The 26,394-nt window shown below is 67.0% G+C and carries 24 protein-coding genes and 1 tRNA gene; 13 read left to right on the plus strand and 12 right to left on the minus strand.

Annotated elements, in window-relative coordinates:
* Positions 1-59: 59 nt before the first annotated feature.
* The 4 genes from OCUBac02_RS11025 to map all read right to left on the minus strand — a co-directional run bounded on the left by OCUBac02_RS11025 (position 60) and on the right by map (position 3,615).
* Positions 60-1,475 (minus strand): circularly permuted type 2 ATP-grasp protein, encoded by a 1,416-nt coding sequence (locus OCUBac02_RS11025; protein ID WP_047574627.1) that lies wholly within the window; start codon positions 1,473-1,475, stop codon positions 60-62.
* Positions 1,476-1,682: 207 nt separating this feature from the next.
* A complete protein-coding gene (locus tag OCUBac02_RS11030) occupies positions 1,683-2,051 on the minus strand; it encodes a DUF488 domain-containing protein (protein ID WP_173045593.1) in 369 nt (122 codons plus the stop codon).
* Positions 2,051-2,794 (minus strand): RadC family protein, encoded by a 744-nt coding sequence (radC, locus tag OCUBac02_RS11035; RefSeq protein ID WP_173045595.1) that lies wholly within the window; start codon positions 2,792-2,794, stop codon positions 2,051-2,053. The genes OCUBac02_RS11030 and radC overlap by 1 nt, the downstream gene beginning before the upstream one ends.
* A complete protein-coding gene (map, locus tag OCUBac02_RS11040; RefSeq protein ID WP_047574620.1) occupies positions 2,791-3,615 on the minus strand; it encodes a type I methionyl aminopeptidase in 825 nt (274 codons plus the stop codon). The genes radC and map overlap by 4 nt, the downstream gene beginning before the upstream one ends.
* Positions 3,616-3,845: 230 nt before the next feature.
* Here map and OCUBac02_RS11045 point away from each other — a divergent pair, with 230 nt between their 5' ends.
* The 5 genes from OCUBac02_RS11045 (at position 3,846) to gpt (ending at position 9,563) form a co-directional block, all read left to right on the plus strand.
* A complete protein-coding gene (locus OCUBac02_RS11045; protein WP_173045597.1) occupies positions 3,846-5,006 on the plus strand; it encodes an HD-GYP domain-containing protein in 1,161 nt (386 codons plus the stop codon).
* Positions 5,007-5,060: 54 nt separating this feature from the next.
* Positions 5,061-5,912 (plus strand): FkbM family methyltransferase, encoded by an 852-nt coding sequence (locus OCUBac02_RS11050; protein ID WP_173045599.1) that lies wholly within the window; start codon positions 5,061-5,063, stop codon positions 5,910-5,912.
* Between the two features lie 145 nt (positions 5,913-6,057).
* Complete coding sequence (locus OCUBac02_RS11055; RefSeq protein WP_173045601.1) at positions 6,058-6,825, plus strand: competence/damage-inducible protein A; 768 nt, start codon at positions 6,058-6,060, stop codon at positions 6,823-6,825.
* A gap of 314 nt (positions 6,826-7,139) precedes the next feature.
* Positions 7,140-8,933, plus strand: coding sequence for a methyl-accepting chemotaxis protein (locus OCUBac02_RS11060; RefSeq protein ID WP_173045603.1), 1,794 nt, complete (start codon positions 7,140-7,142; stop codon positions 8,931-8,933).
* Between the two features lie 120 nt (positions 8,934-9,053).
* The gene (gpt, locus tag OCUBac02_RS11065; protein ID WP_047582703.1) at positions 9,054-9,563 is read left to right on the plus strand and encodes a xanthine phosphoribosyltransferase; all 510 of its coding nucleotides are present in this window, start codon (positions 9,054-9,056) and stop codon (positions 9,561-9,563) included.
* Between the two features lie 11 nt (positions 9,564-9,574).
* On the opposite strand, the gene OCUBac02_RS11070 is transcribed toward gpt, so the two are convergent.
* Both OCUBac02_RS11070 and OCUBac02_RS11075 read right to left on the minus strand, forming a co-directional pair.
* Positions 9,575-10,468 carry a DMT family transporter gene (locus tag OCUBac02_RS11070; protein ID WP_173045605.1) on the minus strand — a complete coding sequence of 298 codons (894 nt, stop codon included), beginning with the start codon at positions 10,466-10,468 and terminating at the stop codon, positions 9,575-9,577.
* A 141-nt stretch (positions 10,469-10,609) separates the two neighbouring features.
* The gene (locus OCUBac02_RS11075) at positions 10,610-11,209 is read right to left on the minus strand and encodes a DUF2239 family protein (RefSeq protein ID WP_173045607.1); all 600 of its coding nucleotides are present in this window, start codon (positions 11,207-11,209) and stop codon (positions 10,610-10,612) included.
* Positions 11,210-11,396: 187 nt separating this feature from the next.
* On the opposite strand from OCUBac02_RS11075, the gene OCUBac02_RS11080 reads away from it, so the two are divergent.
* The 4 genes from OCUBac02_RS11080 (at position 11,397) to OCUBac02_RS11095 (ending at position 16,814) form a co-directional block, all read left to right on the plus strand.
* Positions 11,397-14,216, plus strand: coding sequence for a phosphoenolpyruvate carboxylase (locus OCUBac02_RS11080; protein WP_173045609.1), 2,820 nt, complete (start codon positions 11,397-11,399; stop codon positions 14,214-14,216).
* Positions 14,217-14,402: 186 nt separating this feature from the next.
* Complete coding sequence (locus OCUBac02_RS11085; RefSeq protein WP_173045611.1) at positions 14,403-15,968, plus strand: AMP-binding protein; 1,566 nt, start codon at positions 14,403-14,405, stop codon at positions 15,966-15,968.
* 47 nt (positions 15,969-16,015) lie between these two features.
* On the plus strand, positions 16,016-16,672 hold the full coding sequence (locus OCUBac02_RS11090; protein ID WP_173045613.1) for a DUF1190 domain-containing protein: 657 nt from the start codon (positions 16,016-16,018) through the stop codon (positions 16,670-16,672).
* A gap of 55 nt (positions 16,673-16,727) precedes the next feature.
* A tRNA-Leu gene (locus OCUBac02_RS11095) sits at positions 16,728-16,814 on the plus strand.
* 49 nt (positions 16,815-16,863) lie between these two features.
* Here the strand turns inward: OCUBac02_RS11095 and OCUBac02_RS11100 are convergent.
* Positions 16,864-17,511 (minus strand): DUF938 domain-containing protein, encoded by a 648-nt coding sequence (locus OCUBac02_RS11100; protein ID WP_197933331.1) that lies wholly within the window; start codon positions 17,509-17,511, stop codon positions 16,864-16,866.
* Positions 17,512-17,637: 126 nt separating this feature from the next.
* On the opposite strand from OCUBac02_RS11100, the gene OCUBac02_RS11105 reads away from it, so the two are divergent.
* A complete protein-coding gene (locus OCUBac02_RS11105) occupies positions 17,638-18,900 on the plus strand; it encodes a CNNM domain-containing protein (RefSeq protein WP_197933349.1) in 1,263 nt (420 codons plus the stop codon).
* Between the two features lie 32 nt (positions 18,901-18,932).
* The gene (gene chrA / locus OCUBac02_RS11110; protein ID WP_244639163.1) at positions 18,933-20,285 is read left to right on the plus strand and encodes a chromate efflux transporter; all 1,353 of its coding nucleotides are present in this window, start codon (positions 18,933-18,935) and stop codon (positions 20,283-20,285) included.
* Positions 20,286-20,288: 3 nt separating this feature from the next.
* On the opposite strand, the gene OCUBac02_RS11115 is transcribed toward chrA, so the two are convergent.
* The 4 genes from OCUBac02_RS11115 to OCUBac02_RS11130 form a co-directional block, all read right to left on the minus strand.
* Positions 20,289-20,603, minus strand: a complete 315-nt coding sequence (locus OCUBac02_RS11115) for a hypothetical protein (RefSeq protein WP_047577291.1) — start codon at positions 20,601-20,603, stop codon at positions 20,289-20,291.
* 69 nt (positions 20,604-20,672) lie between these two features.
* A complete protein-coding gene (locus tag OCUBac02_RS11120; RefSeq protein ID WP_173045621.1) occupies positions 20,673-21,854 on the minus strand; it encodes an FAD-dependent monooxygenase in 1,182 nt (393 codons plus the stop codon).
* 85 nt (positions 21,855-21,939) lie between these two features.
* Entirely contained in the window at positions 21,940-22,191 is a 252-nt protein-coding gene (locus OCUBac02_RS11125; protein WP_047578690.1) for a zinc-finger domain-containing protein, read from the minus strand.
* 181 nt (positions 22,192-22,372) lie between these two features.
* On the minus strand, positions 22,373-23,332 hold the full coding sequence (locus OCUBac02_RS11130; RefSeq protein WP_173045623.1) for an acetyltransferase domain-containing protein: 960 nt from the start codon (positions 23,330-23,332) through the stop codon (positions 22,373-22,375).
* Between the two features lie 117 nt (positions 23,333-23,449).
* Between OCUBac02_RS11130 and OCUBac02_RS11135 the strand changes: the two genes are divergently transcribed.
* A complete protein-coding gene (locus tag OCUBac02_RS11135) occupies positions 23,450-24,217 on the plus strand; it encodes an alpha/beta fold hydrolase (RefSeq protein WP_173045625.1) in 768 nt (255 codons plus the stop codon).
* 189 nt (positions 24,218-24,406) lie between these two features.
* The gene (gene cysE, locus OCUBac02_RS11140; RefSeq protein WP_173045627.1) at positions 24,407-25,255 is read left to right on the plus strand and encodes a serine O-acetyltransferase; all 849 of its coding nucleotides are present in this window, start codon (positions 24,407-24,409) and stop codon (positions 25,253-25,255) included.
* 115 nt (positions 25,256-25,370) lie between these two features.
* Here cysE and OCUBac02_RS11145 read toward each other — a convergent pair whose 3' ends face one another.
* Entirely contained in the window at positions 25,371-26,303 is a 933-nt protein-coding gene (locus OCUBac02_RS11145; protein ID WP_173045629.1) for a LysR substrate-binding domain-containing protein, read from the minus strand.
* Positions 26,304-26,394 lie beyond the last annotated feature (91 nt).

Here is a 26,394-nt window from a genome sequence, read left to right on the forward strand (position 1 = left end):
TTTCCGCGGGATGGCAGGCTGTTGCGGGATAAGGGCAGGCGAGGGCGCGGCCGGGATGCTCATGCGTCGATCACCCAGGTGTCCTTGGTGCCGCCGCCCTGGCTGGAATTGACGACGAGCGAGCCCTCCTTGAGCGCGACACGCGTCAGCCCGCCCGGCACGCAGGAGATGCCGTTGGCGCCGGAAAGCACGTAGGGGCGCAGGTCGACATGGCGCGGCGCGACGCCGGAGGCGACGAAGGTCGGGCAGGTCGAGAGCGCGAGCGTTGGCTGGGCGATGAAGCCTTCGGGCTGGGCCTTGAGCTTGCGCCGGAAGGTCTCGATCTGCGCCTTGTTGGCGTGAGGGCCGACGAGCATGCCGTAGCCGCCCGAGCCGTTGACCTCCTTGACGACGAGCTTCTCGAGATTGTCGAGCACATAGGCATTGGCTTCCGGCTCGCGGCAACGGAAGGTCGGGACGTTCTTCAGGATCGGCTCCTCGCCGGTGTAGAACTTCACGATCTCGGGCATGTAGCTGTAGACCGCCTTGTCGTCGGCGACGCCGGTGCCGATGGCATTGGCCAGCGTGACATTGCCGGCCTTGTAGGCGCCGACGATGCCGGGGACGCCGAGGACCGAGTCGCTGCGGAAGGCGAGGGGATCGAGGAAATCGTCGTCGATGCGACGGTAGATCACGTCGACGCGCTTCGGCCCCTGGGTCGTGCGCATGTAGACGACATCGTCCTTGACCAGCAGGTCCGAGCCCTCGACCAATTCGACACCGAGCTTGTCGGCGAGGAAGGAGTGCTCGTAGAAGGCCGAGTTGTACTGGCCGGGCGTCAGCAGGCAGATCGTCGGGTCCGACGAGGCGCTGCGCGGCGCGACCGAGCGCAGGGTTGCCAGCAGCTGGTCCGGGTAATTGTCGACTGGCGCGACGCGATGCGTCGCGAACAGCTCCGGAAAGAGCCGCAGCATCACCTCGCGATTCTCCATCATGTAGGAGACGCCGGACGGCGTGCGGGCATTGTCCTCCAGCACATAGAACGTATCCGCGTCGACGCGCACCACATCGATGCCGGCGATATGGCAGTAGATGCCGTGCGGCACCTTAAAGTCGACCATTTCGAGCTGGTAGCAGGCGTTGCGATAGACCAGATCGGGCGGGATGATGCCCGCCTTGAGGCATTCCTTGGGACCGTAGACATCGGCCAGGAACATGTTGAGGGCGGTGACGCGCTGGCGCAGGCCGGCTTCCAGCCTGGTCCATTCCGGCTTGGTCAGCACCCGCGGGATGATGTCGAAGGGGATCAGGCGCTCGGTCGATTCCTCGTCGCCATAGACCGCGAAGGTGATGCCGATGCGGCGGAAGAACAGTTCCGCCTGGCTGCGCCTCAATGCCAGAGTCTCGGGCGGCGCTTCCTTCAGCCAGCGATCCAGAGCCTCGTAGGCGGGCCGCAGTTCGGCCCCCGACCCCGTCATTTCATCGAATGCGACCATGCAGCCCTCTTCCCCTGTGAGGGCAGCCTATGCGCATTCGCGGCCGTTCGGGAAGAGGGAGAATAGCCATGTAACTCATCAATTCTGCCTTTTTCGAGGGCAGTATTGATCAGGTACAGTTTGCTTTCGATAATATCGGCAAAGATGATCCGGCCCGCTGAACGCGGCGGTTCCTCCATCCTGCCGCACGCTGCGGCTGTGCCTGCGCTATTCTTGGACCGAAAACGTGCGGCCGTCCAGCCAGAGGCGGAGCGCCTGCGCGTTGTTCCGCTTCTCGTCCTTGGCCGCATAGAGCAGGGCGATCGGGCCCTTGCTCCGCTTGTCTGCCAAAGCAGCGAGGGCGGCCTGTGCCGCCGGGCTGCCGAGCTCGGCCGCATAGGCGGCGCAGAACTGGTCCCAGCGGTCGGGGTGGCCGTGGAACTCGTGGCGAAGCGCATCGCTCGGCGCGAGATCCTTGAGCCAGAGATCGATCCGGTCCTTGGAGACGCCGCGCGGCCAGAGCCGGTCGACGAGGGTGCGCGTGCCGTCGCCGGGTGCCGGCGGATCGTAGACGCGTTTCACCATCAGTTGCGTCATCAGATCAGTCCGAGGCTGCGGAAGCTGGCATGGCCGTCGCGGCCGACGATGATGTGATCGTGGATGGCGATGCCCAGCGGCTTGGCGATATCGACCAGCTCGCGTGTCATTCGCATGTCGGCGCCGGAGGGCGTGGGATCGCCCGACGGGTGGTTGTGCACGAGGATGATGGCAGAGGCCGAAAGCTCGAGCGCGCGGCGCATCACCTCGCGCGGATAGACTGGCGTGTGATCGACCGTACCGGTCTGCTGGACCTCGTCGGCGATCAGGATGTTCTTCTTGTCGAGGAAGAGGATGCGGAACTGCTCGCGCTCGGCGAAGGCCATCGCCATCCGGCAATAGTCGAGCACCGAGGACCAGGAGGAGAGCACAGGCCGTTTGCCGACTGCGCCCCTCGCCATGCGCTTCAGCGCTGCCTCGACGATCTTCAGATCGAGCGCGACGGTTTCGCTGACGCCATCGACCTCCGCAAGGCGTGCAGCGGGTGCGCCGAGCACCTCGGCGAAGGAGCCGAAGCGCTGGATCAAGTCTTTGGCGAGTGGTTTGACGTCGCGCCGTGGAATCGAACGGAAGAGCAGCAGCTCCAGCAATTCGTAATCCGGCAGCGTCTCTGCTCCCGCTTCTTCAAAGCGAGTACGCAGGCGTTCGCGATGCCCGTGATAATGCGGCACATCGGCAGAGGCAGCAGACGAGGGTGCTTTGCGCGATCCCTTTTCTGTCCCCTTGCCGATGCCGACGCTCATTTCGGGGCGAGGGGGTTGTCGAGACCGCCGGGCGAGAGCGTGAAGATCTCGCAGCCCTGCTCGGTGACGCCGATCTGATGTTCGAACTGGGCGGAGAGCGAGCGATCCCGCGTCACGGCGGTCCAGCCGTCGGAGAGCACCTTCACGCCCGGCTTGCCGAGATTGATCATGGGCTCGATGGTGAAGACCATGCCGGGCTTGAGCAGCACGCCTTCGCCGGGGCTGCCGTAGTGCAGGATGTTCGGCGCGTCGTGGAAGAGCTGGCCGATGCCGTGGCCGCAGAAATCGCGGACCACCGAGCAGCGCTCGCCTTCCGCATAGCGCTGGATGGCGAATCCGATATCGCCGGTGGTGGCGCCGGCACGCACCGCCTTGATGCCGCGCAGCAGGCTTTCATATGTGATCTCGACCAGGCGCTCGGCCTTCCGCGAGATTTCGCCGACGCCGTACATGCGGCTCGAATCGCCATGCCAGCCGTCGACGATCAGCGTGTAGTCGATATTGAGGACGTCGCCCTCGCGCAGCGGCTTGTCATCGGGAATGCCGTGGCAGACGACATGGTTGATCGAGGTGCAGATCGACTTGGTGTAGCCGCGATAGAACAGCGTCGCCGGATAGGCGCCGTTGTCCATGGCGAACTGGAAGGCGAGATCGTCGAGCCGCTGCGTGGTGACGCCTGGCTTGACGTAGGAGCCGAGCATGTCGAGCCCGGCGGCCGTCAGCCGGCCGGCCTTGTGCATGGCGGCGAAGGCCTCGGGGCCGTGAATCTTGATGGCGGGCTCGCGCGAACGCGAGCGGCCGATGGTGTCTTCGAAGGTCATTGCGCGCGGAAAACTCCTTGCCCTCATATCTATTGCGTTTGCCGGTGCACGCAAGCCGATTGCCGCGCTGGGCCTGGGCTGCAGCTCACGTTGCCTCGGGGACGGCGATACAGCGGGCGTCGTGGTGGTGACGTTGGGGGAATTGTAACTTTTTTGAGGCATCTTTTCGCCCGCCCCTTTCGTTTGCCCGATTGCTCCCGCGTGGACACATGAAAGCGTCTGTTTCTTCGTTGCTCTTGGATTCATCCGATCCGACGCTCAGCGCGCTCGACCAGTTGTCGCTCGACCTCGCCATGGCGCGCGGCATCGACGAGGTCATGGCGGTGGTGCGCCGGAATGCGCGCGGGCTGATCGGGGCAGACGGCATCAGCTTCATCCTGCGCGACAACGGCCGCTGCTACTATGCCGATGAGGATGCCGTCGCGCCGCTCTGGAAAGGCCAGCGCTTCCCGATGGAGACCTGCATCTCCGGCTGGGCGATGCAGCATGGCGAGGTCGTCGTCATCGAGGATATCGACGAGGACGCACGGATTCCGCATGAGGCCTATCGCCCGACCTTCGTGCGCAGCCTCGTGATGGTGCCGGTCCGGCAGGACGATCCCGTCGCCGCGATCGGCGCCTATTGGGCGCATCGCCACCGGCCGGCGCCGGAGGTGATCCGGGCGCTTCGGCGGATCGCCAACAGCGCCGCCGTCGCCATGACCAATATCGCGCTGGTGAACTCCCTTTCGGCGGCGCTGGAGGAGGCGGAGCGGGCCAAGGACGCGGTCATCCTCGCCATGGCGTCGCTGGCGGAGACGCGCGACAACGAGACGGCCAACCATGTCCGGCGCACCCAGCACTATCTGCGGGTTCTGGCCGAGGGCGCGCGCGAGCGCGGGCTCTTCGCCGGAGAGCTCGACGATGCCATGCTCGACCTGCTGTTCAAGTCGGCGCCGCTGCACGATATCGGCAAGGTCGGCATTCCCGACAGCATCCTGCTGAAGCCCGGCCGACTCGACGACGGCGAGCGGGCGACGATGCAGACCCATGCCGAACTCGGGCGGATCGCCATCGGCAATGCCGAGCGTCATCTCGGCGGTTCCAGCTCCTTCCTGCGGCTCGCCAAGGAGATCGCCCATACGCATCACGAACGCTGGGACGGGAGAGGCTATCCGCAAGGGCTCGCCGGCCCGGCCATTCCCTTGTCCGGGCGCCTGATGGCGATCGCCGACGTCTATGACGCGCTGGTCACGAAGCGGGTCTACAAGGAGGCGATGACGCATGACGAGGCGGTCGCCGTGGTGATGAGCGAGCGCGGCAGGCAGTTCGACCCCCAGCTCGTCGACGTCTTCCAGGAGATTGCGCCGCGCTTCGGCGAGATACACGACCGCTTCGCCGACGGACAGTAGACGCGCAGCCAACGACTGGCGCGCCGGCCCGCCGGGGTGTATCAGGCTGGCGCCATGGCCATCATCGATCAGAACCCGGCGGAAGAGCGGCCTTTCGGCACCTTCGCGCCGAAAGCCTATCTCGCCCGCATCATCGCCCGCACGCGGGCGGCCTCGGACAGTTATATCGGCCGGAAGGTCGCCTATGCGCTGCGGCGCCTGGGTTTGCGTTCGCTCGATGGAGCGCCCGTCGACATCGAGTCGCTGGGAGCCAGGATGCGCCTTTATCCGGACGGCAATGTCTGCGAGAAGCGTGTGCTGTTCACGCCGCAATATTTCGATGCCGTCGAACGGGAGCTGCTCGCCTCGCGGCTGCGCGAAGGCTTCACCTTCATCGATATCGGCGCGAATATCGGCGCCTACTCGCTCTTCGTCGCGGCGCGCGCCGGGCGTGGTGCGCGCATCCTCGCGGTCGAGCCGCAGCCGGAGATCTTCGCGCGGCTCTCGTTCAACATCGCTCAGAACCCGTTCGGCACCGTCAAGGCGGTAGCCTGCGCGCTCGCCGACAAGCCGGGCGAGCTGACGCTGTTCATCGATCCGACCAATCGCGGCGAATCGAGCGTCCGTATCCTCAATTCCAGCGCTGCGACCTCGGTCAAGGTGCCGGCCATCACCCTGCTCTCGCTGGTCGAGGGCGAGGGCTACGAGCGCATCGATGCGATCAAGCTCGACGTCGAGGGCGCCGAGGACCTGATCCTGGAGCCGTTCCTGCGCGATGCGCCGCCGACGCTCTGGCCCGGCTTCATCATCATCGAGGATTCGCGCCAGCGCTGGCAGATCGACCTCGCAGGCCTGCTCGAGCGCAACGGCTACACGCTCGTCGCCCAGACGCGGCTCAACCTGATGTTCGAGCGCAAGCAGAGCTGAGCGCGCCTGTGGAGCATGTCCGAACCTGGCGCCATACGCGGTGCGATGGGCCGGCTCTTCGATCCTGCTGCGGCTTTGCCCCGAAAGCCGCATTCCCCTTTTCACGTCGATGCACTAGCTCTGGTGCGAGCATCAGGAGCGCCGCATGTCCGCCAACGAACCCGGTTCCGCCACCATCGTCACGGCCGCGATCCTGGTGATCGGCGACGAGATCCTGTCCGGACGGACCAAGGACAAGAATATCGGCTATATCGCCGAGTACCTCACCAATATCGGCGTCGACCTGCGCGAGGTCCGCGTCGTCTCAGATGTCGCGGAAGATATCGTCGCCGCGCTCAATGCACTGCGTCACCGCTACACCTACGTCTTCACCACCGGCGGGATCGGGCCGACGCATGACGACATCACGGCGGATGCGGTGGCCGCCGCCTTCGGCGTGACGATTGACCATGATCCGCGCGCGGTTGCGATGCTGTCCGAGCGCTTCTCGCCGGCGGAGCTCAACGAGGCCCGCATGCGGATGGCCCGGATTCCGGCCGGGGCCGACCTGATCGCGAACGCGATCTCGAAGGCGCCGGGCTTCCATATCGGCAATGTCTACGTGATGGCCGGAGTGCCGTCGATCATGCAGGCGATGCTCGACGTCATCGGCCCGACGCTGCGGACGGGAGTAAAGATGCTGTCCGATACGGCGCAGGCCGGGCTGCGCGAAGGCGATATCGGTGGTTCGCTGGCCGAAATCGCGAAGGCCCATCCCGATGTTTCGATCGGCTCCTATCCGTTCTGGTCGCAGACCGGGCCTGATACCAACATTGTCGTCAGGTCGCGCGATCCCGAGAAGCTTCTCGCTGCGATGGCCGCCGTGAAGGCTATGATCAATTCAGAGAGGCAGAGGTTAGGTTTCAGCAAATAAAATATACAACTTACGCGATTTTTATACAACTTTACCGAGGGTTTTTGCTCGTCGTTATATTCGTCAAATCTTTCCCTGGATTTGAATATTATTATATTCGGTTGAATTCGATGATCAGGAAATTTATTCTACTAAAAGTTGAGTAAAATTCTCAACAGCAACCATTTATAAACCGTTTGATGCGATATTTCCTGGGTGGCCGAAGAGCATTCGGCTTCGCCTGCCGCGCTTCCGCGTCGTGGGCACCAAAACGGCTTTCAGGACGACGCCGGCCCGATAGCCTCATGCGCGGGCCGCGCCGAGGGGGATCGCAGATGCCGCTCTTTTCCGGCCTTTTCTCGAACCGGCATGCTCAGCTGGATGCGATCGATCGCTCACAGGCGCGGATCGAGTTCGACCTCAACGGCACGATCCTCGATGCCAACGAAAACTTCCTGGCGGCGATGGGCTACACGCTGGCCGAGGTGAAGGGCCAGCATCACAGCCTGTTCGTGACACCCGAGGAGAAGGTGAGCCCGGCCTACAAGCAGTTCTGGGCCGATCTCGGCCGGGGCGAGTTCGCGCGGGGGCAGTATCTGCGGCTCGGCAAGGGCGGCAAGGAAATCTGGATCCAGGCAAGCTACAATCCGATCCTGGGAGCGGGCGGCAAGCCGGTCGGCGTGATCAAATACGCTTTCGACGTGACCGAGCAGAAGAACCGCCTCGCCGATCTCGAAGGTCAGCGCGCCGCGATCGACAAGGCGCAGGCCGTGATCGAGTTCGACCTGACCGGCAAGATCCTGACCGCGAACCAGAATTTCCTCAGCGTCCTCGGCTATGCGCTCCCGGAGATCGTCGGGCAGCACCACCGCCTGTTCGTCGATCCGGTCGAACGCGAGACGCCGGCCTATCGCGCCTTCTGGGAGCGCCTCGGCCATGGCGAATACGATGCCGGCCAGTACCGGCGCCTCGGCAAGGGCGGCAAGGAGGTCTGGATCCAGGCGAGCTACAACCCGATCCTCGATGCACAGGGGCGACCCTACAAGGTCGTCAAGTTCGCCTCCGACATCACCGCGACCTTCAAGGGCAAGCAGCTTGAGGCGGCCGTTAAGGAGACGAGCGCGGTGATCGGCCAGGCCAAGGGCAAGGACCTGACCGGCCGCGTGCCGCTCGACGGCAAGAGCGGGGAGGTCGCCACGCTCTGCGCCGGGGTGAACGACCTGCTCGATACGCTTGCCGAAGTGGTCGGTTCGGTGCGCGACATCTCGGTGCGCATCGACAATGCCTCGCTCAAGATCACCTCGGACAGCCAGCAACTGGCGGAGAGGACCGAGGCGAACGCATCGAGCCTGCAGCAGACCGCGGCGACGACGGAGGAGCTTGCCGCATCGGTGAAGCACAGCGCCGGCAATTCGAAGATGGCGGTGCAGCTCGGCAACGAGGCGAGCGAGGTCGCGGCGCGCGGCGGCGCCATCGTGACCGAGGCGGTTGCGGCGATGGAGCGGATCGAACAGGCGTCGTCCGGGATTTCCGAGATCATCGCGATGATCGACGAGATCGCCTTCCAGACCAACCTGCTGGCGCTGAACGCGGCGGTCGAGGCGGCGCGGGCAGGCGATGCCGGGCGCGGCTTTGCGGTGGTGGCGACGGAGGTGCGGGCGCTGGCGGCCCGATGCAGCGAATCCGCCAATGGCGTCAAGGCGTTGATCGCGAATTCTACGCAACAGATTCAAGCCGGCGTCGGGCTGGTCAAGGATGCCGGATCGACGCTCGGCGAGATCGTCGGCGCGGCTTCGAAGGTTGCCTCCACCGTCAGCGAGATCTCGCAGGCGACAACCGAGCAGGCCAACGGCATCGATGAGATGGCCCGCACTGTCGCGCATATGGACGAGATCACGCAGCAGAACTCGCTGCTCGCCGAGCAGAGCGCCAAGGTTGCGCGCGATCTCCAGCAGGAGACCGCCGCGCTGAGCTCGATGGTCTCGGCCTTCCAGCTCGGCGGCGACCAGTGCCGGCCTGTGCCGCAGCTGGTCCATTCCGCCCACCAGTCACCGCGTCCTGCGGTACCGGCGATGCGCGGCCGGCGCGTCGCCGGCGGCGGTTCGGCGGATGGCTGGGCCGAGTTCTGAGGCGGATTGTCGACGCTGAATTGGGGATGTTCGGTGCGTGCCTCTTGTCAGGCGCGCGCCGATAGGCTTTTCGGTCGGAAACGGCGCCTGTCGCGTCGCGATAAGTCCGGAGCGCTGTCCATGGCCGAACCGTCCTCCAACAAGGCCTTCCCGGTTTCCTGGGATCAGTTCCATCGCGATGCCCGCGCGCTGGCGTGGCGCCTCGCCGAGAAGGGGCCGTTCGAGGCGATGGTCTGCATCACGCGCGGCGGGCTGGTGCCGGCGGCGATCATCTGCCGCGAGCTCGGCCTGCGCATGATCGAGACGGTCTGCGTCGCGAGCTATCACGACTACAAGAACCAGTCCGAGCTCAAGGTGCTCAAGGACATCGCCCCGAATATCAAGGCGATCGGCGACGGCAAGGGCAAGGGCGTGCTGGTGGTCGACGATCTCACCGATACCGGCAAGACGGCGCGCGTCGTGCGCGAGATGCTGCCGAACGCCCATTTCGCCACGGTCTATGCCAAGCCGGCCGGCGTGCCGACGGTCGACACCTTCATCACCGAGGTCAGCCAGGACACCTGGATCTATTTCCCCTGGGACATGGGGCTCTCCTATGTCGAGCCGATCGCCAAGGGGCACAAGGGCTGAGAGACCACCGCTCAGCCTACCGAGGGCGAGCGGAAGGCGATCAGCATCCCGGTGACGACGATCGCCATGCCGATGAGCTCGGTCGTGGAGGGCAGCTCCGTCAGCAGCAGGGCGCTGGCGGCGGCAGTCGCGATCGGGACCAGCGGCAGGAACAGCGTCGCACGGGCGGCGCCCAGCATCTCGACCGAGCGCGCATAGAGATAGAGCGCGACGACGCCGACCAGCACACCCTGATAGAGCGCCTGCAGCAGCAATTCTGCGAAAGGCGCGCGCGCCATATGGATCGGCAGCACCAGCGCCACGATCACCAGCAGCGGCACCGAGAGGATGCATGAGGCCGTGGTGACCTCCAGCGAGCTGACGCTCCAGCGCCGGGCGAGCAGGCCGAAGATCGCCCAGAGGAAGGCGACCAGCACGAAGAGCAGGTCGCCGATCCAGGCATCGGGCCGCGACGGCGTCATGGCCAGCGCATCGCGCGAGAAGATGCCGATGCCGAGCACGATGATGCCGAGCCCGATCAGCCGCATCCGTCCGGCGCGCTCGCCGGTGACGAGGAAGATCAATAGCGCGGTGAAGACCGGGATCAGGCCGGGCGAGATGATCGAAGAATGCAGCGCCGGCGCGAAGGACGCGCCGGCGACGAGGATCAGGCTGTAGAGCGGCCCGATCAGCAATGCCATGCCCCAGGCGCGCGGCCAGCCGAGCGAGCCGACCGGGAAGGGGCGCATATGCCTGAGTGCCCAGGGCAGAAGCACGGCGGCGGCCGAGACGAAGCGCAGGATCGTGACATCGGCCGGTGTCAGGTCGATCAGCATCGCGTGCCGCGACACGACCGACTGGACGCCCCAGATCATGGCTGTGAGCAAGCCGCAGAGGATGCCTAGCCAGCGAGCGCGGGAGGTCATGAACGGGCGGCTTTCGGCAGGGCGATGCAGGCGGCGGGATGCGAGCGCTGCTATGCCCTCGCCGAGGCAGGGCGGCAACCCGCGGCGGTTGCGCTGCCGGGATGCTTCCGGGTCAGGCCGGCAGCGTTCCGCCGGTCGCCCTCAGTCGCTTGCCGGATCGCTGCCGGCAAGCAGCTTTTCCGCGTGGTCGCGGATATCCTGCGGCCATGAGCGGCTGTGTTCGGCGAAGCGCTCGCCATCTCCGGCGAAGAGGGCGCGCGACGCCTCCTCGAAGCCTTCGCGATCGCCGGCCATCGTCGCGACGAAGGCATAGCTGCGCTCCCGTGCGGCGCGCGTCCGGCTGCGGCCGCCATCCAGCCTGCGGGCTTCGTCGACGAGGCGCCGCAGGGCTTGCGACGCACCGCCCGGCTGCTGGGCGAGCCAATCCCAGTGCCGCGGCAGCAGGGTCACCTCGCGGGCGACGACGCCGAGTTTCGGCCGGCCGCGCCCGCGCGGCGCGTCGGCGGCCGTGGCCTGGGTCTCGTCTGCCGCAGGCGCGTATCGCCTGGCCAGGTCGCTGTCGCTGCCGCGCAGGTCGAGATCGACGACCTTTCCAGTCTCGTCATCAAAGACAAGGATCGTAGCCATGGGATCGGCCGCCAATGCCGCCTTCACACGAAATGCGACATCGGGCAAGGCGCCGGAGGCGATGCGGACGGCGTCGTGAAAGGCGGTGCAAGGTCTGAAGGTCGTGCCGGACATGAGTGCTCCCTGATCGGAGGCTTGTTATCCGGGTGATCCAACAAAGGCAATATGATCCGGGTAAAATTTAGACGCCAAGGGTGAGGCTTCCTGCTTGCGGCTGCGAGATTCCGATGCTGCAATGCAACGCGATGTCGATCGCGGTCGCATGATCGCTTGCCGCCGATCGAAAAGATGGAGAGGGGCCATGACCAGGACGATCGCTGTGGAAGGTCATTCGCCGCCCGACGTCGCCGGTCTCGCAGACGAACTGCTGGCCCGTGTCGCGACGGCCCGTAGTGATTCACGGGACGACCCGTTCGGCAATCCGGTGCTGAGCGTTACGCTCTGGCTGACGCGGTTGATGGATCGCGGCGAGCTGGGCATGGATGCAGCCTCCGAACTGGTGCGCCGGCTCGGGCGCGAGGCCTTGCATCAGCGCGCCGGCCGGGTCGCGCGCTATGTCGGGCTCCAGAATGACGAAGCCGCTGTTTTCGCGGCCGTGGCGGAAGCGGCGGCGAGGACGGCCACGTGCTTCGATGCGTTTCGGCAGGAAATGGAGCGGGCACGCTTCGCGGCCGTGTTCACGGCGCATCCGACCTTCGGCATGGCGCGGCGGCTCTGCCATGCGCTCGCCGATCTCGCATCCGGGGGCAAGGCGGGCGAGGCGGTCGTCAACGAGAACACGCTCAGCTTCCGTCCCGACGGACGGATCACCTTGCAGGACGAGTTCGAGCAGGCGCGCTATGCTGTGCGCCATGCCCGCGATGCCATCGACCGTCTGAACACGGCCCTCTTCGCCGTTGCGCGCGAACGTTGGCCGGAACGATGGACGGAACTTGCGCCAAAGCCGGTCACGCTCGCCTCCTGGGTCGGCTGCGACACGGATGGGCGCACGGATATCGGCTGGTGGGACACGCTGCGCTATCGGCTGGAATCGAAGAGCGGCCAGTTCGCGCGCATCCTCGAGAAGCTGCCTCAGGGTCTTGCCACATCGGAGGTTCGCCAGTTGGTGAGCGAGGCGCTTGCGGCGGTGGAGCGACAGCTTGCGCTGGCGCCGCCGATCGGGACGCAGCCCTCGTTGCAGGCTCTCCAGGCTTTCGCGCTGTCGCTGGTGCATGAGCGCGAGACGGCGCTGCCGGATGCTGCCCGCCTGGTCGAGGCGTTCGACAAGGCGTTGGCCGATTCTTCCGACGAGGAGACGCGCGTCGCGCTCGCCCTGATCCGGGCCGGCTGTCTCGCCCATGGCGTCTCGATCGCGCTGCCGCATTTCCGGCTCAACGCCTCGCAGCTCCACAACGCCCTGCGCGCGACGATTCCGCTGGAGGAGGAGCCGGGCCAGCCGGCGCAGCGGCGTGCCTTCCTCGCAGCCGCCAATACGGCGCTGGACAAGGTCGAGGCGATCGCCGTGGATTTCGGGGCGCTGGCGGCCGAGCGGGCCTCGGCGGCGCGGATGATGATGACGATCGCGCAGATCGTGAAGCATGTCGACGGTTCGAAGCCCGTACGCTTCCTGATCGCGGAGACGGAGACGGGCTACACGCTGCTCTGCGCGCTCTGGCTCGCCAGCCGTTTCGGCATCGCCGACCGGATCGAGATCTCGCCGCTGTTCGAGACCTCGGATGCGCTGGAGCAGGGGCCGCGCATCATCGACGAGGCGCTGCGCAGCCCGCATTTCCGCGATTATCTCAAGCGGCACGGGCGGCTTTGCATCCAGTTCGGCTACTCCGATTCCGGGCGCTATATCGGGCAGGTCGCCTCGACCTTCTGGGTCGAGCGCCTGCGCATCCGCATTGCTGAACTGCTGGCACGCTACGCGCTTGCGGATGTCGAGTTGGTGATCTTCGACACCCATGGCGAGTCGGTCGGGCGCGGCGCCCATCCCGACAGCCTGTCGGACCGGCTGGCCTATCTCGATCCGGCCTATGCGCGGCAGGCCTTCGCGCGTGCCGGCATCCGGACCGTGCGTGAGACCAGCTTCCAGGGCAGCGATGGCTATCTGCTGTTCGGCACGCCCCAGCTTGCCGGGGCCACGGTCGGGCGCATCGCCGAGGCGGTCTTCGCAGCGCCCGAGCCGGCCGAGGACCCGATCTATGACGAGCCGGATTTCGCCAGCGAATTCTTCCAGACCGTGCGCGAGGAAATGAACGAACTGGTCGACGATCCCGGCTATGCCGCCCTGATCGGCACGTTCGGCCCGTCGCTGCTGGACAAGACCGGCTCGCGTCCCGCCGCGCGCCAGTCGGAAGGGGCGGGGCCGACGCGCATCCGCCATCCCCGCGAATTGCGGGCCATCCCCAACAACGCCATCCTCCAGCAGCTCGGCTGGATGGCGAACAGCATGCATGGTGTCGGCCATGCCGCCTCGCGTGCTCCGGACCTGTTCCGCAGCATGCGCGAGCGCTCGCAGCGCTTCGACCGGGCCTATCGCCTCGCGGCCCATGCGATGGCGCATAGCGATCTCGACGTGCTGCGCGCCTATCTCGACACACTCGATCCCGGGAGCTGGTTCGACCGCGCGCGCCGGACGGTCAAGGAAGGGCGGCGCGAGGAATTGCTGGTCGTCGCGGAAGCGCTCTCGCGGCTGGAGCTGGCGCCGGCTCTGCGGCGGCTGTTCTGGCGGCTCTCGGCGGATGCGCTGAAGCTCAAGGTCGCGGCCGACGACGTGCCGCAGATGCCGGCGCGGCTCGTGGCGCTGCATGCGCTGAGACTGGCGGCGATGCATCGCATCTGGCTGTCCTTCGCCCATATCCCGGATTTCCGGCCGCATGCCGGCCTGACCCGGGAGGCCCTGATCGAGCGCCTGCTGCGCCTCGACGTGCCGGCCTCGCTGGCGCTGCTGACCGAGATATTCCCCCGCGATCCCGACCCGACCCTCGGCCTCGATTTCGGCGAGCCGCCGGGACCGCGCGAGGGCGGCACCTACGAGGCCCTGCATCGCGACGTCTTCGCGCCGATGCTCGGGCTGTTCGCGCTGGTCCGCGAGATTTCCGGGGCGATCCAGCATGAGATCGGCGCGTTCGGGTAAAATATTGGTGCCGCGTCATTCTCGGGCGGAGCGAAGCGGAGATCCGAGAATCTCGTGACCGGTAGGCGCTGGTTTCCGAGATGCTCGGGTCAAGCCCGAGCATGACGTGCGTTCCGAACGTTGAAACCCGCGCCGATCTCACTAGTTTGACCGGCAAGGGAAACGCCGACGGGAGACGTGCCAGGCATGGCCGCTACCAGCTTCGACGCCGAGGGCGCGCGGATCACGATCTTCCGCGCCCTGCTGCAGACAATAGCCCGCCACGGCAAGGGCCGCATCGCGCTCGAAGACCCCGAGCGCCAGCCGATCAGCTATGGCCGGCTCGTGCTCGGTGCTCTGGTGCTGGGGCGCAAGCTCGCGGCGTTGACGGCGCCGAAGGAGCAGGTCGGCGTGCTGCTGCCCAACATGCAGGGCATGGCGGTGACGCTGTTCTCGCTCTTCGCCTATGGCCGGGTGCCGGCGCTGCTGAACTTCACCGCCGGCGTCCGCAACCTGCGTGCGGCGGCCGAGCTGGCTGAGCTCAAGACCATCGTCACCTCGCGCCGCTTCGTCGACCAGGGCAAGCTCGACGACGAGATCGCGGCCCTGGGCGAGGGGCGGCGCGTCATCTATCTCGAAGATGTGCGCAAGCAGATCACCAGCTTCGACAAGGCGCTCGGCGCCTTGCAGAGCCTCGCGCCGGGGCTGGCGCATCGCGCATTCGAAGCGCAGCCCGACGACATCGCGGTCGTCCTCTTCACCTCCGGCACCGAGGGCAAGCCGAAGGGCGTGGCGCTGAGCCATGCCAATATCGTCTCGAACGCGCGGCAGGTCTTCGCCCATGCGGCCGGCGCGATCTCCGAGCGGGACGTGTTCATGAATCCGTTGCCCGCCTTCCATTCCTTCGGGCTGACGGCGGGGCTGATGGTGCCGCTGCTGCACGGCATGAAGGTCGTGCTCTATCCGAGCCCGCTGCACTACAAGCAGGTGCCGAAGCTGATCGGCGACATGAAGGCGACCTTCCTGCTCGCCACCGACACGTTTCTACAGGGGTATGCGCGTGCTGCGGAGAAGGACGATCTCGGCAGCGTGCGCTATGTCGTGGCCGGCGCGGAGCGGGTGAAGGCCGAGACCAAGCGGATGTGGGAGCCCTACGGCACCACGATCCTCGAAGGCTACGGCTGCACGGAGTGTTCGCCGGTGCTCGCCGTCAACACGCCCGCCGCGATCCGGGAGGGCACGGTCGGCAAGCTCCTGCCCGGCATCGAGGCGAAGCTGGAGCCGGTCGAGGGCATCCATGAGGGCGGGAGGCTCACGGTGCGCGGACCGAACGTCATGGCCGGCTATCTCGACCCCGACCAGACCGGTCGCATCGTCCCGCCCGAGGGCGGCTGGCACGACACCGGCGACATCGTCGTGATCGAGGACGGTTTCGTCGCGATCCGCGGCCGGGCCAAGCGTTTCGCCAAGCTCGGCGGCGAGATGGTTTCGCTCGCGGCGGTCGAGACGATGGTCTCCAAGGTCTGGCCGGACCAGAACCATGTCGTCGTCGCCTTGCCGGACCCGCGAAAGGGCGAGCAGCTCATCCTCGTGACCGAGACGCCGCAGGCCGACCGCGCCGCGTTGCAGGAGGCGGCGAAGGAACAGGGCTTCCCGGAGTTATGGGTTCCGCGCGCGATCCTGGTGACGCAGGCCATCCCCGTGCTCGGCAACGGCAAGATCGACTATGGCTCGACGCGCGAACTCGCGGCTTCGCGGAGGTCGCTGCTGTGAGTCCGGCTCGCTTCGGTAAAGCCACAATCCTCGTCCTATTACGCCGCATGATGATTCCGGGTTCCGCCCTGGCGCTGTTGCGCATCGCCACCCTGGCTCCAGCCCTGTCGCTGGCGGGGCCGTCCGATCTCGCCGCGCAGGCTCAGGCCTCGTTCTATGTCCGCCGCGACGAATGCATCGAGGCCGGCAAGCTGACGGCCGAGCAATGCGAGTTCGCCTATCGCAACGCCCGGGCAGAGTTCGAGCAGGCGGCGCCGCGCTACGGGTCGCGCGCGGCCTGCGAGCGCAACCACAAGCGCTGCGGCGCGCAGATGATCTCGGCCGGCGGCTGGGAATCCTTCGGCAAGGGCGGGGCGAGCTATGTGCCGCGCTTCATCGGCGTACGCGTCACCGGCGTGGGCGCCGCGCGCCGGGCACTGCCGGTGGTCGAGGGTACGGCCAAGGTCGCCTTCGCCGGGCGGTCGGTGACGGAACTGCAGGACAAGGTCGCAGGACGCCGGGGCATCATCGGGCAGGCCAGCAGCGCCGGGCGCGGCGCGCATCGCCATGTCGGGCAGGGCGCGGCCCCATATGTCAAGCGTGGCGACCGCGACGACACGGTGCGCGTGCCGATGGAGGAGAAGGCCATCGGCTCGGACGTGAAGCCAGGGCTCTATGTCGATCCTGACGGTGTCGAGTGGTACAAGCCCGCCCGGCCGCATTGAACGGCTGCCCGGAGACTTGCGCCGCCTGCGCCCGCCCGCTATCGCTGTGGCGCCCGCGGACGTGGCGAAACTGGTAGACGCACGAGACTTAAAATCTTGCGCCTTCAAAGGCTTGCGGGTTCGAGTCCCGCCGTCCGCACCATCCGCCGCAGCGGTGATTCCCGTTTGCGAGCCGGCGCGCTTCCTTTCGGTCAGGCCTTTCTGAAGATCACGCTCAGGTTGTTGGCGGGCATCTCGACGATGTCCGGATCGCTGAAGCCGTTGGCCGCTCCGAGGGCGGCGACGGCATCCGATTCGCGCAGGCCCCAAGCCGAATCGCGGCTGCGCAGGCTCTCGTCGAAGGCGATGTTGCCCGGTTCGAGAGCCCGGCCTGGCCGGCGATAGGGACCGTAGAGATAGAGCGGCCGACCCGGCTTCAGCAGGCGCGCCGCTTGCCGGAACAGGCCCTCTGCGGCGGCCCAGGGCGCGATATGGATCATGTTGATGCAGAGGATCGCGTCGGCCGCTTCGAGCGGCCAGTCCGGCGCCGTGGCATCGATGATCAGCGGCGAGCGGATGTTGCCTAGCCCGGATTCGGCGGTCCAGGCCGCGATGCTGGCGGCGGCGTCTGGCGAGGGATCGCTCGGCTGAAAGGTCAGGCCGGGCAGGGCTTCGGCGAAATGCACGGCATGCTCGCCGGAGCCGGAGGCGATCTCCAGCACGAGTCCGGAGGAGGGCAGGATATCGCGCAGTACGGCGCGGATTGCATCGCGGTTGCGCTGGGCCGAGGGCGCGCGCAGGCGGGGATCGGCGGCGGCCTGCTGATCGGCGTTCGGCTGCCAGAATTGGGGCTTGCTCATCATCCGCTCACGAATCTTTCTTCCGGCCCATCGCGTTGGGACGATGATCCGCTATAAGGGGGCTGGAAGCGGGCCGCCAGATGTCGCGGCTTCGCAGCAAGCAGGCTGGTTTTGTTAACCGAAATCCTGATCGTCGTGGCGCTGACGATCGTCAATGGACTCCTCGCCATGTCGGAACTCGCCGTGGTTTCGTCACGCACGGCGCGCCTCAAGGTTCTCAGCGATCAGGGCAGCAAGGGCGCCGCGACGGCGATGCGCCTCGCCGAAGATCCCGGTCGCTTTCTCTCCACCGTCCAGATCGGCATCACGCTCGTCGGCGTGCTTTCGGGCGCCTTCTCCGGCGCCACGCTCGGCGCGCGCCTGTCCGAATGGCTGGGCACGCATGGTTTCTCGCAGTCGATGTCGGACACGCTGGGCGTCGGCATCGTCGTCGTCGCGATCACCTATCTCTCGCTGATCCTCGGCGAACTCGTGCCGAAGCAGATCGCCCTGCGCGATCCCGAGCGCGTGGCGGCGCGAGTGGCGCCGGCGATGTCGCTGCTCTCCAGGATCGGCGCGCCGCTGGTGTTTCTGCTCGACATCTCCGGCAAGGCGGTGCTGCGCCTGCTCGGCCAGAAGGGCGAGTCGGAGGAGAGGGTCACCGAGGAGGAGGTTCGCACCATCATAGCCGAGGCGGAGACTGCCGGCGTGCTGGAGCGCGACGAGCGCGAGATGATCGCGGGCGTGATGCGCCTGGCCGACCGCTCGGCCCGCGCCTTGATGACGCCGCGCCGCGAGGTCGAGGTGATCGATCTCGAGGACAGCGCCGAGGAAATCCGCGAGCAATTGCGCGCGACGCGGCGCTCGCGCTTGCCGGTGCAGGATGGCGAAGCCGACTCGATCATCGGCGTGATCGTGGTCAAGGACCTGATCGAGTTCCTTCAGGCCGGCAACACGCAGGACCTGCGCGCGCTGGTGCAGGAGACGCCGATCGTGATGGATACGGCCGGTTCTCTCCAGGTCCTGCGCGAGATCCGCTCCAGCCGCGTGCATATGGCGCTGGTCTTCGACGAGTACGGCCATTTCGAGGGTATCATCACGCCGGGCGACGTGCTGGAGGCGATCATCGGCGCCTTCCAGGAGGAGGAAGAGGGCGAGCCGGCCATCGTGACCCGCGCCGACGGCTCCTATCTCGTCGCAGGCTGGATGCAGGTCGACGAGTTCTCGCATGAACTCGGCATCCCGATCCCGCGCGACGCCGATTTCCAGACGGTCGCCGGCTTCATCCTGGCCGAGATGAACCATCTGCCGAATGTCGGCGAGAGCTTCGACAAGGGCCATTGGCGCTTCGAGGTCGTCGATCTCGACGGCCGCCGCATCGACAAGATCCTGGTCAGCCGGATCGAGTGATGCCTGACAGGGCGGGAGAGCCGCAGCCTTCCATGCGGCTCCCGACGCTGGCCGAGGCGACGCGCGTCTGGGCGCGGATCGGGTTCCTGTCCTTCGGCGGGCCGGCCGGCCAGATCGCGCTGATGCACAAGGAGCTGGTCGAGGAGCGGCGCTGGATCGGCGAGGAGCGGTTCCTGCACGCGCTGAACTACTGCATGCTCCTGCCCGGGCCGGAGGCGCAGCAGCTCACCGTCTATATCGGCTGGCTGATGCACCGCACGATCGGCGGGTTGATCGCGGGGCTGCTCTTCATCCTGCCCGGCGCGCTGGTGATGCTGGGCCTGAGCATCCTCTATGTCAGCTGGCGCCATGTGCCGCTGGTCGACGGCATCTTCTTCGGCGTGAAGGCGGCCGTGCTCGCGATCGTGATCGAGGCGGGCCTCAGGATCAGCCGGCGGGCGCTGAAGAACAGGGCGATGGTCGGCGTCGCGGTCGCAGCCTTCATCGCGATCTTCCTGTTCAAGGCGCCGTTTCCGGCGATCATCCTGGCAGCCGGACTCGTCGGCTGGCTCGGCAGCCGCATCCGGCCGGACTGGTTCGGCAGGGGCGGGCGGCATGGTGCGGCCGGGCCGTCGGTCGTTGGTGTGGTCGATCGCTTGCTGTCTGAAGGAGCGCTCGCGCATGTCAAGCCCTCGATCGGGAAGGCTGCGCGCGTGCTCGCGCTCTGGTTGCCGCTCTGGCTGGCACCGGTCGCCCTGCTCTGGCTTATCGCAGGCCCGGGCAGCGTCTGGACGCAGATCGGCCACTTCTTCAGCGTGATGGCGATGGTGACCTTCGGCGGCGCCTATGCGGTGCTGGCCTATGTCGCGCAGGCGGTGGTCGACGGTTTCGGCTGGCTGACGGCCGGCGAGATGCTGGATGGGCTGGGGCTTGCCGAGACGACGCCGGGGCCGCTCATCCTCGTGCTCGAATTCGTCGGCTTTCTCGCCGCCTTCCGGGCGCCGGGCAGCCTGTCGCCGCTGGTGGCCGGCGGGCTCGGGGCGCTGCTGACCGTCTGGGTGACCTTCGCGCCCTGCTTCCTCTGGATTTTCCTCGGGGCGCCCTATGTCGAGGCGCTCCGGGAGAACAAGGGGCTTTCCGCCGCGCTCGGCGCGATCACCGCCGCCGTGGTCGGCGTCATCGCCAATCTGGCGCTCTGGTTCGGGCTGCATGTCCTCTTCCGCGAGGTTTCCGGCTTGTCCTTCCTCGGGATGAATCCGGAGGTGCCCGTTCTGACCTCGCTCGACTGGCGCGCGGCCGTTCTGGCGGCCGGTGCGGCCATCGCGCTTCTGCGCTTCAAGCTGGGCATGGTGCCGGTTCTCGCCGCCTGCGCGGTCGCCGGGACCCTGCTCAAGGGCGGGTTGTGAGCCTCAGCGGCGCGGCTCATCCGGCTCGATGATACGGTATTCGGCGTCGATGACCTCGACGCGATCGGGCTGGCGCGGCTGGCTGGCGAAGGGATTGGCGGGATCGATGCCCGCCGCCTTCAGCTTCGCCTTGAGGCGCCAGACCGCGATCGCGCCGACGACCAGCACGACCGGGATCAGGATGAGCGCAAGGCTCGCGGCCAGCACGAAAAGCGCGACGCCGACGGTCAGGCTCGCCGCCATGGCGAGCCAGGCCTGCCAGCGCGGCATGGCGCGGGTGCGGCCGTTGAGCTGCTCGTAGAGATTGACGCGGATCATCTGGTTTCGGTCCCTTCCCTTGAGGCTAGAGATAGGGAGCGATTGCGGCTTTGACGAGATCGGGCGCGTTCAGGCCGCGTCCTGCCAGTCGTAGAGCCAGGCATAGCGATTGCGCAGGCCGTCCGGTCCGAGCCGTTTCAGCGCGAAATCGCGTGCGATGTTGAGCGGCCAGCCCATATGGTAGTTGCGGCCGTTGCCGCGGCTTTCCTCCTGCACGCGGGCGACGCGCCGGGCGCGGTTGGCAGCATAGGCGGCGAAGGCCATGGGCACGCCGGTAGCGCCCTCGCGGCCGAGCGTCTCGGCGAGCAGGCGGGCGAGCACCGCGGCATCCTCGATGGCGAGCGAGGCGCCCTGTGCGAGGAAGGGCAGGATCGGGTGGGCGGCATCGCCGAGCAGCGCGACCCGGCCCTTGGCCATGGCGGCGGGCTTGCGGTCGAACAGTGACCAGACCTGCCAGCCCTCGGCTGCGCCGGTGAGCTCGCGCAGGGCCGGCGAGGCGCCGGCGAGGTGCTCGGTGACGACATTGCGGTCACCGTCGCGGGACCAGCCCTCGCGGGCCTCCCTGGCCTGACGCACGACGACGATGTTGATCTCGCGGCCGCCGGCGACGGGGTAATGCACGGCATGGCGGCCAGAGCCCATATGCAGCGTCACGTGCGGCTTGTCGCCGGCGCGGGCCGGCACCACGGCGCGCCAGGCCTCGTAGCCGGTGAAGACCGGCGGCGAGGCGTCGCCGGTGAGATCGCGCACGCGCGACCACAGCCCGTCGGCGCCGATCAGGCCGAGCGCGGAGAGCGTGCCGCCGATTCCGTCACGCGCGGTCAGTCCGACCGTGACGCCCTCGGCATTCAGGCTGACCTCATCGACGCTGCGGCCGACCATCAGGCGGATATTCGGCATGGCGCGGGCAGCGTCGAGCAGCACGGTATGCAGGTCGTTGCGCTTCATCATGCGGAACGGCGTCGGCATGCGCTCGGGGCTGGAAGGCATCTCCAGCACCTGCGAGCCATCGGACCAGCGCCGGATCATCAGGCCGTGCGAGGTCACGCTGATCCGCTTCAGCGGCAAGGCGAGGTCGAGCGCATCGAGCACGCGGCCGGAATTGGAGGTGACCTGCAGGCCCGCCCCGGTCTCGCCGAAGCCGGTGCGCTTCTCGACGACGGTCGCGGCGATGCCGCGCCGCGCCAGCGACAGGGCCATGGTCAGGCCGCCGATACCGGCGCCGGCGATGACGAAATGAGGAGCGGACACGGGATCGGACGCCTTCGATAATGATGCTGGAAGACGAGGCGCGGGTGCCCCTCAGAACCCGCGCGCCGGATGCGGTGGGCGAGCCTCAGGCTGCCTTGGCCGGATCGGTATAGGCGCATTCCGGCGGGATGCAGGCGGCGCCCTTCAGCGACGGCTCGTATGTGAACAGCGTCGAGCAATAAGGGCAGATGATCTCGTGGTCCGCGCCCATGTCGAGGAAGACATGCGGATGGTCGAAGGGCGGCTTGGCGCCGATGCACATGAACTCGTGCGCGCCGACCTTGATGGCGGGAACGCCGAGGTCATTGTGGAAATGCGGGATGCCGGTGGCGGCCATGGTCGTCGCTCTTCGAAGGTCTGAAATTCGGCCGCAACCTATCGTGTGAACCGGCCCAACGCCAGAGCCTTTCCGCATTTCTCCGAAACGCGAAAAGGCTCTAGTCTTTTGTTTTGTCGCATTTTCTTGACGCGAACCGGTATCCACTTCGCTCGAAAATGCTCCAGTGCGCTCTTTCGCATCAGCGCCCGTCGCGCAGGCAGCCGCGCGCAAGCTCGGTCATCCGGGCGCTTTCCTGCGGCGAGAGCAGATTGTCGAGCGCCTTCTGCCAGAGCTGCTCGCGCTTGAGGCCGTCGACGGTGCAGGCGCAGACCATCTTGCAGACCTGTTCGGGCACGTTGGGGCCGGCGCAGCTGCGCTGGCATTCTGCGCGGAAGGCGCGCTCCTCCGGCGAGGGCGGGGCGATCACCTGCGTCGCGAGCATCAGTGCACCGATGAAGAGCGGCTGGTGGACGAGATAGACCAGCAGGCTGTGGCGCCCGCCCCAGGCGGCGATTCGGGTCGCCTTGTTCCCCGGTCGCCAGCCGGCGAGCGCGGTGCCGTCGAGGCGCGGCAGGATGAGGCGGGCCAGCACGATGCCGCTCAAGACACAGCCGAACCAGTGGAAGACCGGCACGAAATCGGCCGTGTGGATCGGCGCCTGCGAGAAGCCGAGCCAGGTGGCCCAGGGCTGGTCGAGCTGCGGATGGGCGACGAAGGATGGCAGGGCGAAGGCCAGCGCCGCGGCCAGCGCGACGGCGATGACCGGCAGGCGCAGGAACGGCAGCGCGAGCACGCTCGCGACCGCGACATGGTGCAGGATGCCGAAAAAGATGAAATCGCCCGGCATGAACCGCCAGGTACCGAGCGTGACGAGAGCAGCGGCGCCCGCGACCATCGCGAGGCGCTTGAGATAGGCCGTGAGATTCAGGCCCCTGCGCGTTGCGAGAACGAGGCTGAAGCCGACGATGGTCAGGAAGCTGCCGGCGATGCCGCGCGCGAACAGGCGCCAGCCCGGCTCGGTGACGATATCCGTCTCGATCAGCCTGAACATCGAGAGGTCGTAGGCGAAATGGTAGACGAACATGGCCAGCAGCGCGACGCCGCGGGCGATATCGACGATGGCGAGGCGTGACGATTCGCGGGGCGCGGGCTGGGTCATGGGCCATCGTTCATCATGGCGGGCGCTCATAAGCAAGCGGCGCCATGGCGGGTACCCAAAGCCGCCCGGTCATGGCAGGGAAGGGCGACCGTTCCGATGTCGCGACCCGAGACCCGCATGCAGAGCTTTTCTTCCGACGGCGTGAAGATCGCCTTCATCGACATGGCGCCGACCAGCGACGAGCCGAAGCACCGCACCATCGTGCTCGTGCACGGCTTTGCCTCCTCGCACATGATCAACTGGGTCAACACCCAGTGGACGAAGACGCTGACCCATGCCGGCTACCGCGTCGTCGCGCTCGACGATCGCGGTCATGGCCAGAGCGAGAAGCTCTACGACCCCGCCGCCTATTCCTCCCAGATCATGGCCGAGGACGTGCGCCGCTTGATGGACCATCTCGACATCCCGCGCGCGGCGGTGATGGGCTATTCGATGGGCGCGCGCATTTCGGCGCATCTGGCGCTGGCGCATCCGCGCCGGCTCGAGGCTCTGCTGCTCGGCGGGCTCGGCATCCATTTGGTCGAGGGCGTCGGCCTGCCGCTCGGCATCGCCGATGCGATGGAGGCACCGTCGCTCGATGTTCTCACCGATCCGATGCAGCGGATGTTCCGCGCCTTCGCCGAGCAGACCAAGAGCGACCTGGAGGCGCTCGCCGCCTGCATCCGCGGCTCGCGCCAGACATTGACCGCCGGGCAGGTTGGGCAGATTTCGATGCCGACCCTGATCAGCGTCGGCACCAAGGACGACGTCTCCGGCTCCGGGCCGGAGCTGGCGAAGCTCATTCCGGGGGCGGTAGCCTTCGACATCGTCGGGCGCGACCACAACCTCGCTGTCGGCGACAAGAGCCACAAGCAGGCTGTCCTCGACTTCCTCGCGCGTTTGTGAGAACCTCGGAGATGAATAGAGGCAATCCAAAAAAGCGGGCGACGCCAATGTGTTGTCGATCTTCCCTGAAAAACTGATTCCGCTGCCTCGCTTTTCGATTCAACGTCGGTTCGGCATGAGCTTTTGATGCGGACACCGGCCCTGCGCTAGGCTGTCCTTCCGCCGAACCCGTCTTTCCGGAGAATGACCATGCCGTCAGGGCGCTCCGTCGTGGAAGCACGCGATCCCGCAACCGGGCTCGACCGGCTCGATCCCGTCTGGTCCCGCTTGCGGACCGAGGCCGAGGCCGCGGTTGCCGCCGAGCCGGCGCTTGGCACGCTCATCGTCGCTTCCGTCCTCAACCAGCCGAGCTTCGAGGCTGCCGTCGCGCATCGCGTCGCGGCAAGGCTCGGCCACCCCGCCGTGACCTCCGACCTGATCGAGCAGGGCTTTGCCGAGGCGATGGCCAGCGACGAGACGATCGGCTTCGGCATGCGCGCCGACGTGATGGCCGTGCTCGACCGCGATCCCGCCTGCTACCGGGTGCTGGAGCCGGTGCTGTTCTTCAAAGGTTTCCACGCCCTGCAATGCCACCGCCTGGCGCATTGGCTCTGGAAGCAGGACCGGCGCGATTTCGCGCTCTACCTGCAGGCGCGCTCGTCCGAGGTCTTCCAGACCGACATCAACCCGGCGGCACGGATCGGCAAGGGCATCTTCCTCGACCATGCGACGGGCCTGGTCGTCGGCGAGACCGCCGTCATCGAGGACGATGTCTCGATGCTGCACAGCGTCACGCTGGGCGGCACCGGCAAGCAGGGCGGCGACCGCCATCCCAAGATCCGCAAGGGCGTGCTGATCGGCGCCGGCGCCAAGATTCTCGGCAATATCGAGGTCGGCCAGTGCAGCCGCATCGCGGCCGGCTCGGTCGTGCTCCAGCCCGTGCCGCGCAACAAGACCGTGGCGGGCGTGCCGGCCAAGGTGGTCGGGGAAGCGGGCTGTGCCGAGCCCTCACGCTCCATGGACCAGATTCTCGCCGGAGATTGCGGCGCCTATATCTGAGCTTTGGTGCTTCTCCACCCCTCATCCTGAGGAGCGCCGCAGGCGCGTCTCGAAGGATGCCCTAGGAGGCTCGGGAGATATCTGGACATCCTTCGAGACGCCGCTTTGCGGCTCCTCAGGATGAGGGCTTTGAGGGTGTGAAGGGTCTAAAGGCACCTTCCTCGTCCGCGCCGGCGAGCCAGTCCATGATCTCGGCCCGGTACGGATGCGCGCCGGCGGCCGTCGCGGTTGCGAGAGTCAGGCGGTCCGGTGTCGGCATGGCTTTCGCGAAAGGTGCGACGAGCCTGCCCGCCGCGAGATGCGGGCCGATGAGGCTCATCCGCCCCATCAGTATGCCCGAGCCCGACAGGCAGGCATCCAGCGCCAGGCTGTAGAGCGAGAAGGCCGGGCCCCGGCCTGGATCGACCTTGGTGCCGGGAGCGACGAAGGCGAGCCAGCGCGCCCAGTCGCCGCGCCAGACCGCATCATGCAAGAGCGTCTGCGCGGCCAGATCGGTCGGTGTCGCGAGCTTCACGGCGAGAGCGGGCGCGCAGACCGGCAGGATCGCATCGCCCGCCAGTTGAACCCCACCGCTTTGTGGTGCGGCCTCCCGGTAGAACAGCGAGAGATCATACGGATCGCGCTGCGGATCGGGTGGCTCCTCCATAGCCGCGATCGAGATCTGCAAGTCCGGGAACGCAGCCCGTAGTGCCGGCAGGCGCGGCGAGAGCCAGAGCTGGGCGATGCAGGGCAGGGCGGCGATGGCGAGGGGGCGGTTCGGCTGCGCCTCGCGCAGAGCCTGCACCGCCTGTCCCAGCATGTCGAAGCCGCGCGTCAGGCGGGGCAAGGCCTCGCGTGCGGCTTCTGTCAGGGCGACGCCCTGCGGCAGGCGGCGGAAGACCGCGAAGCCCAATGTCGCTTCGAGCTGCCTGATCTGCTGGGTGACGGCGCCGGCCGTGACGCCGATCTCGTCGGCGGCCTTGGCAAAGCTTTCCAGCCGCGCCGCGGCTTCGAATGCGCGCAAGGCCTTGAGTGGGGGCAGGCGCGGGCGCGGCGGCTTGACCGGCAAAGGCGAAACTCCAGGTCGAGGCTGAGAATTCCTCAGCCTGCGAGCGATGAATACTCGTTTGCGCGCGGGCCGGCAAACCGCTGTTATGGCG

The organism is Bosea sp. ANAM02 (assembly GCF_011764485.1).
Lineage (GTDB): Bacteria > Pseudomonadota > Alphaproteobacteria > Rhizobiales > Beijerinckiaceae > Allobosea.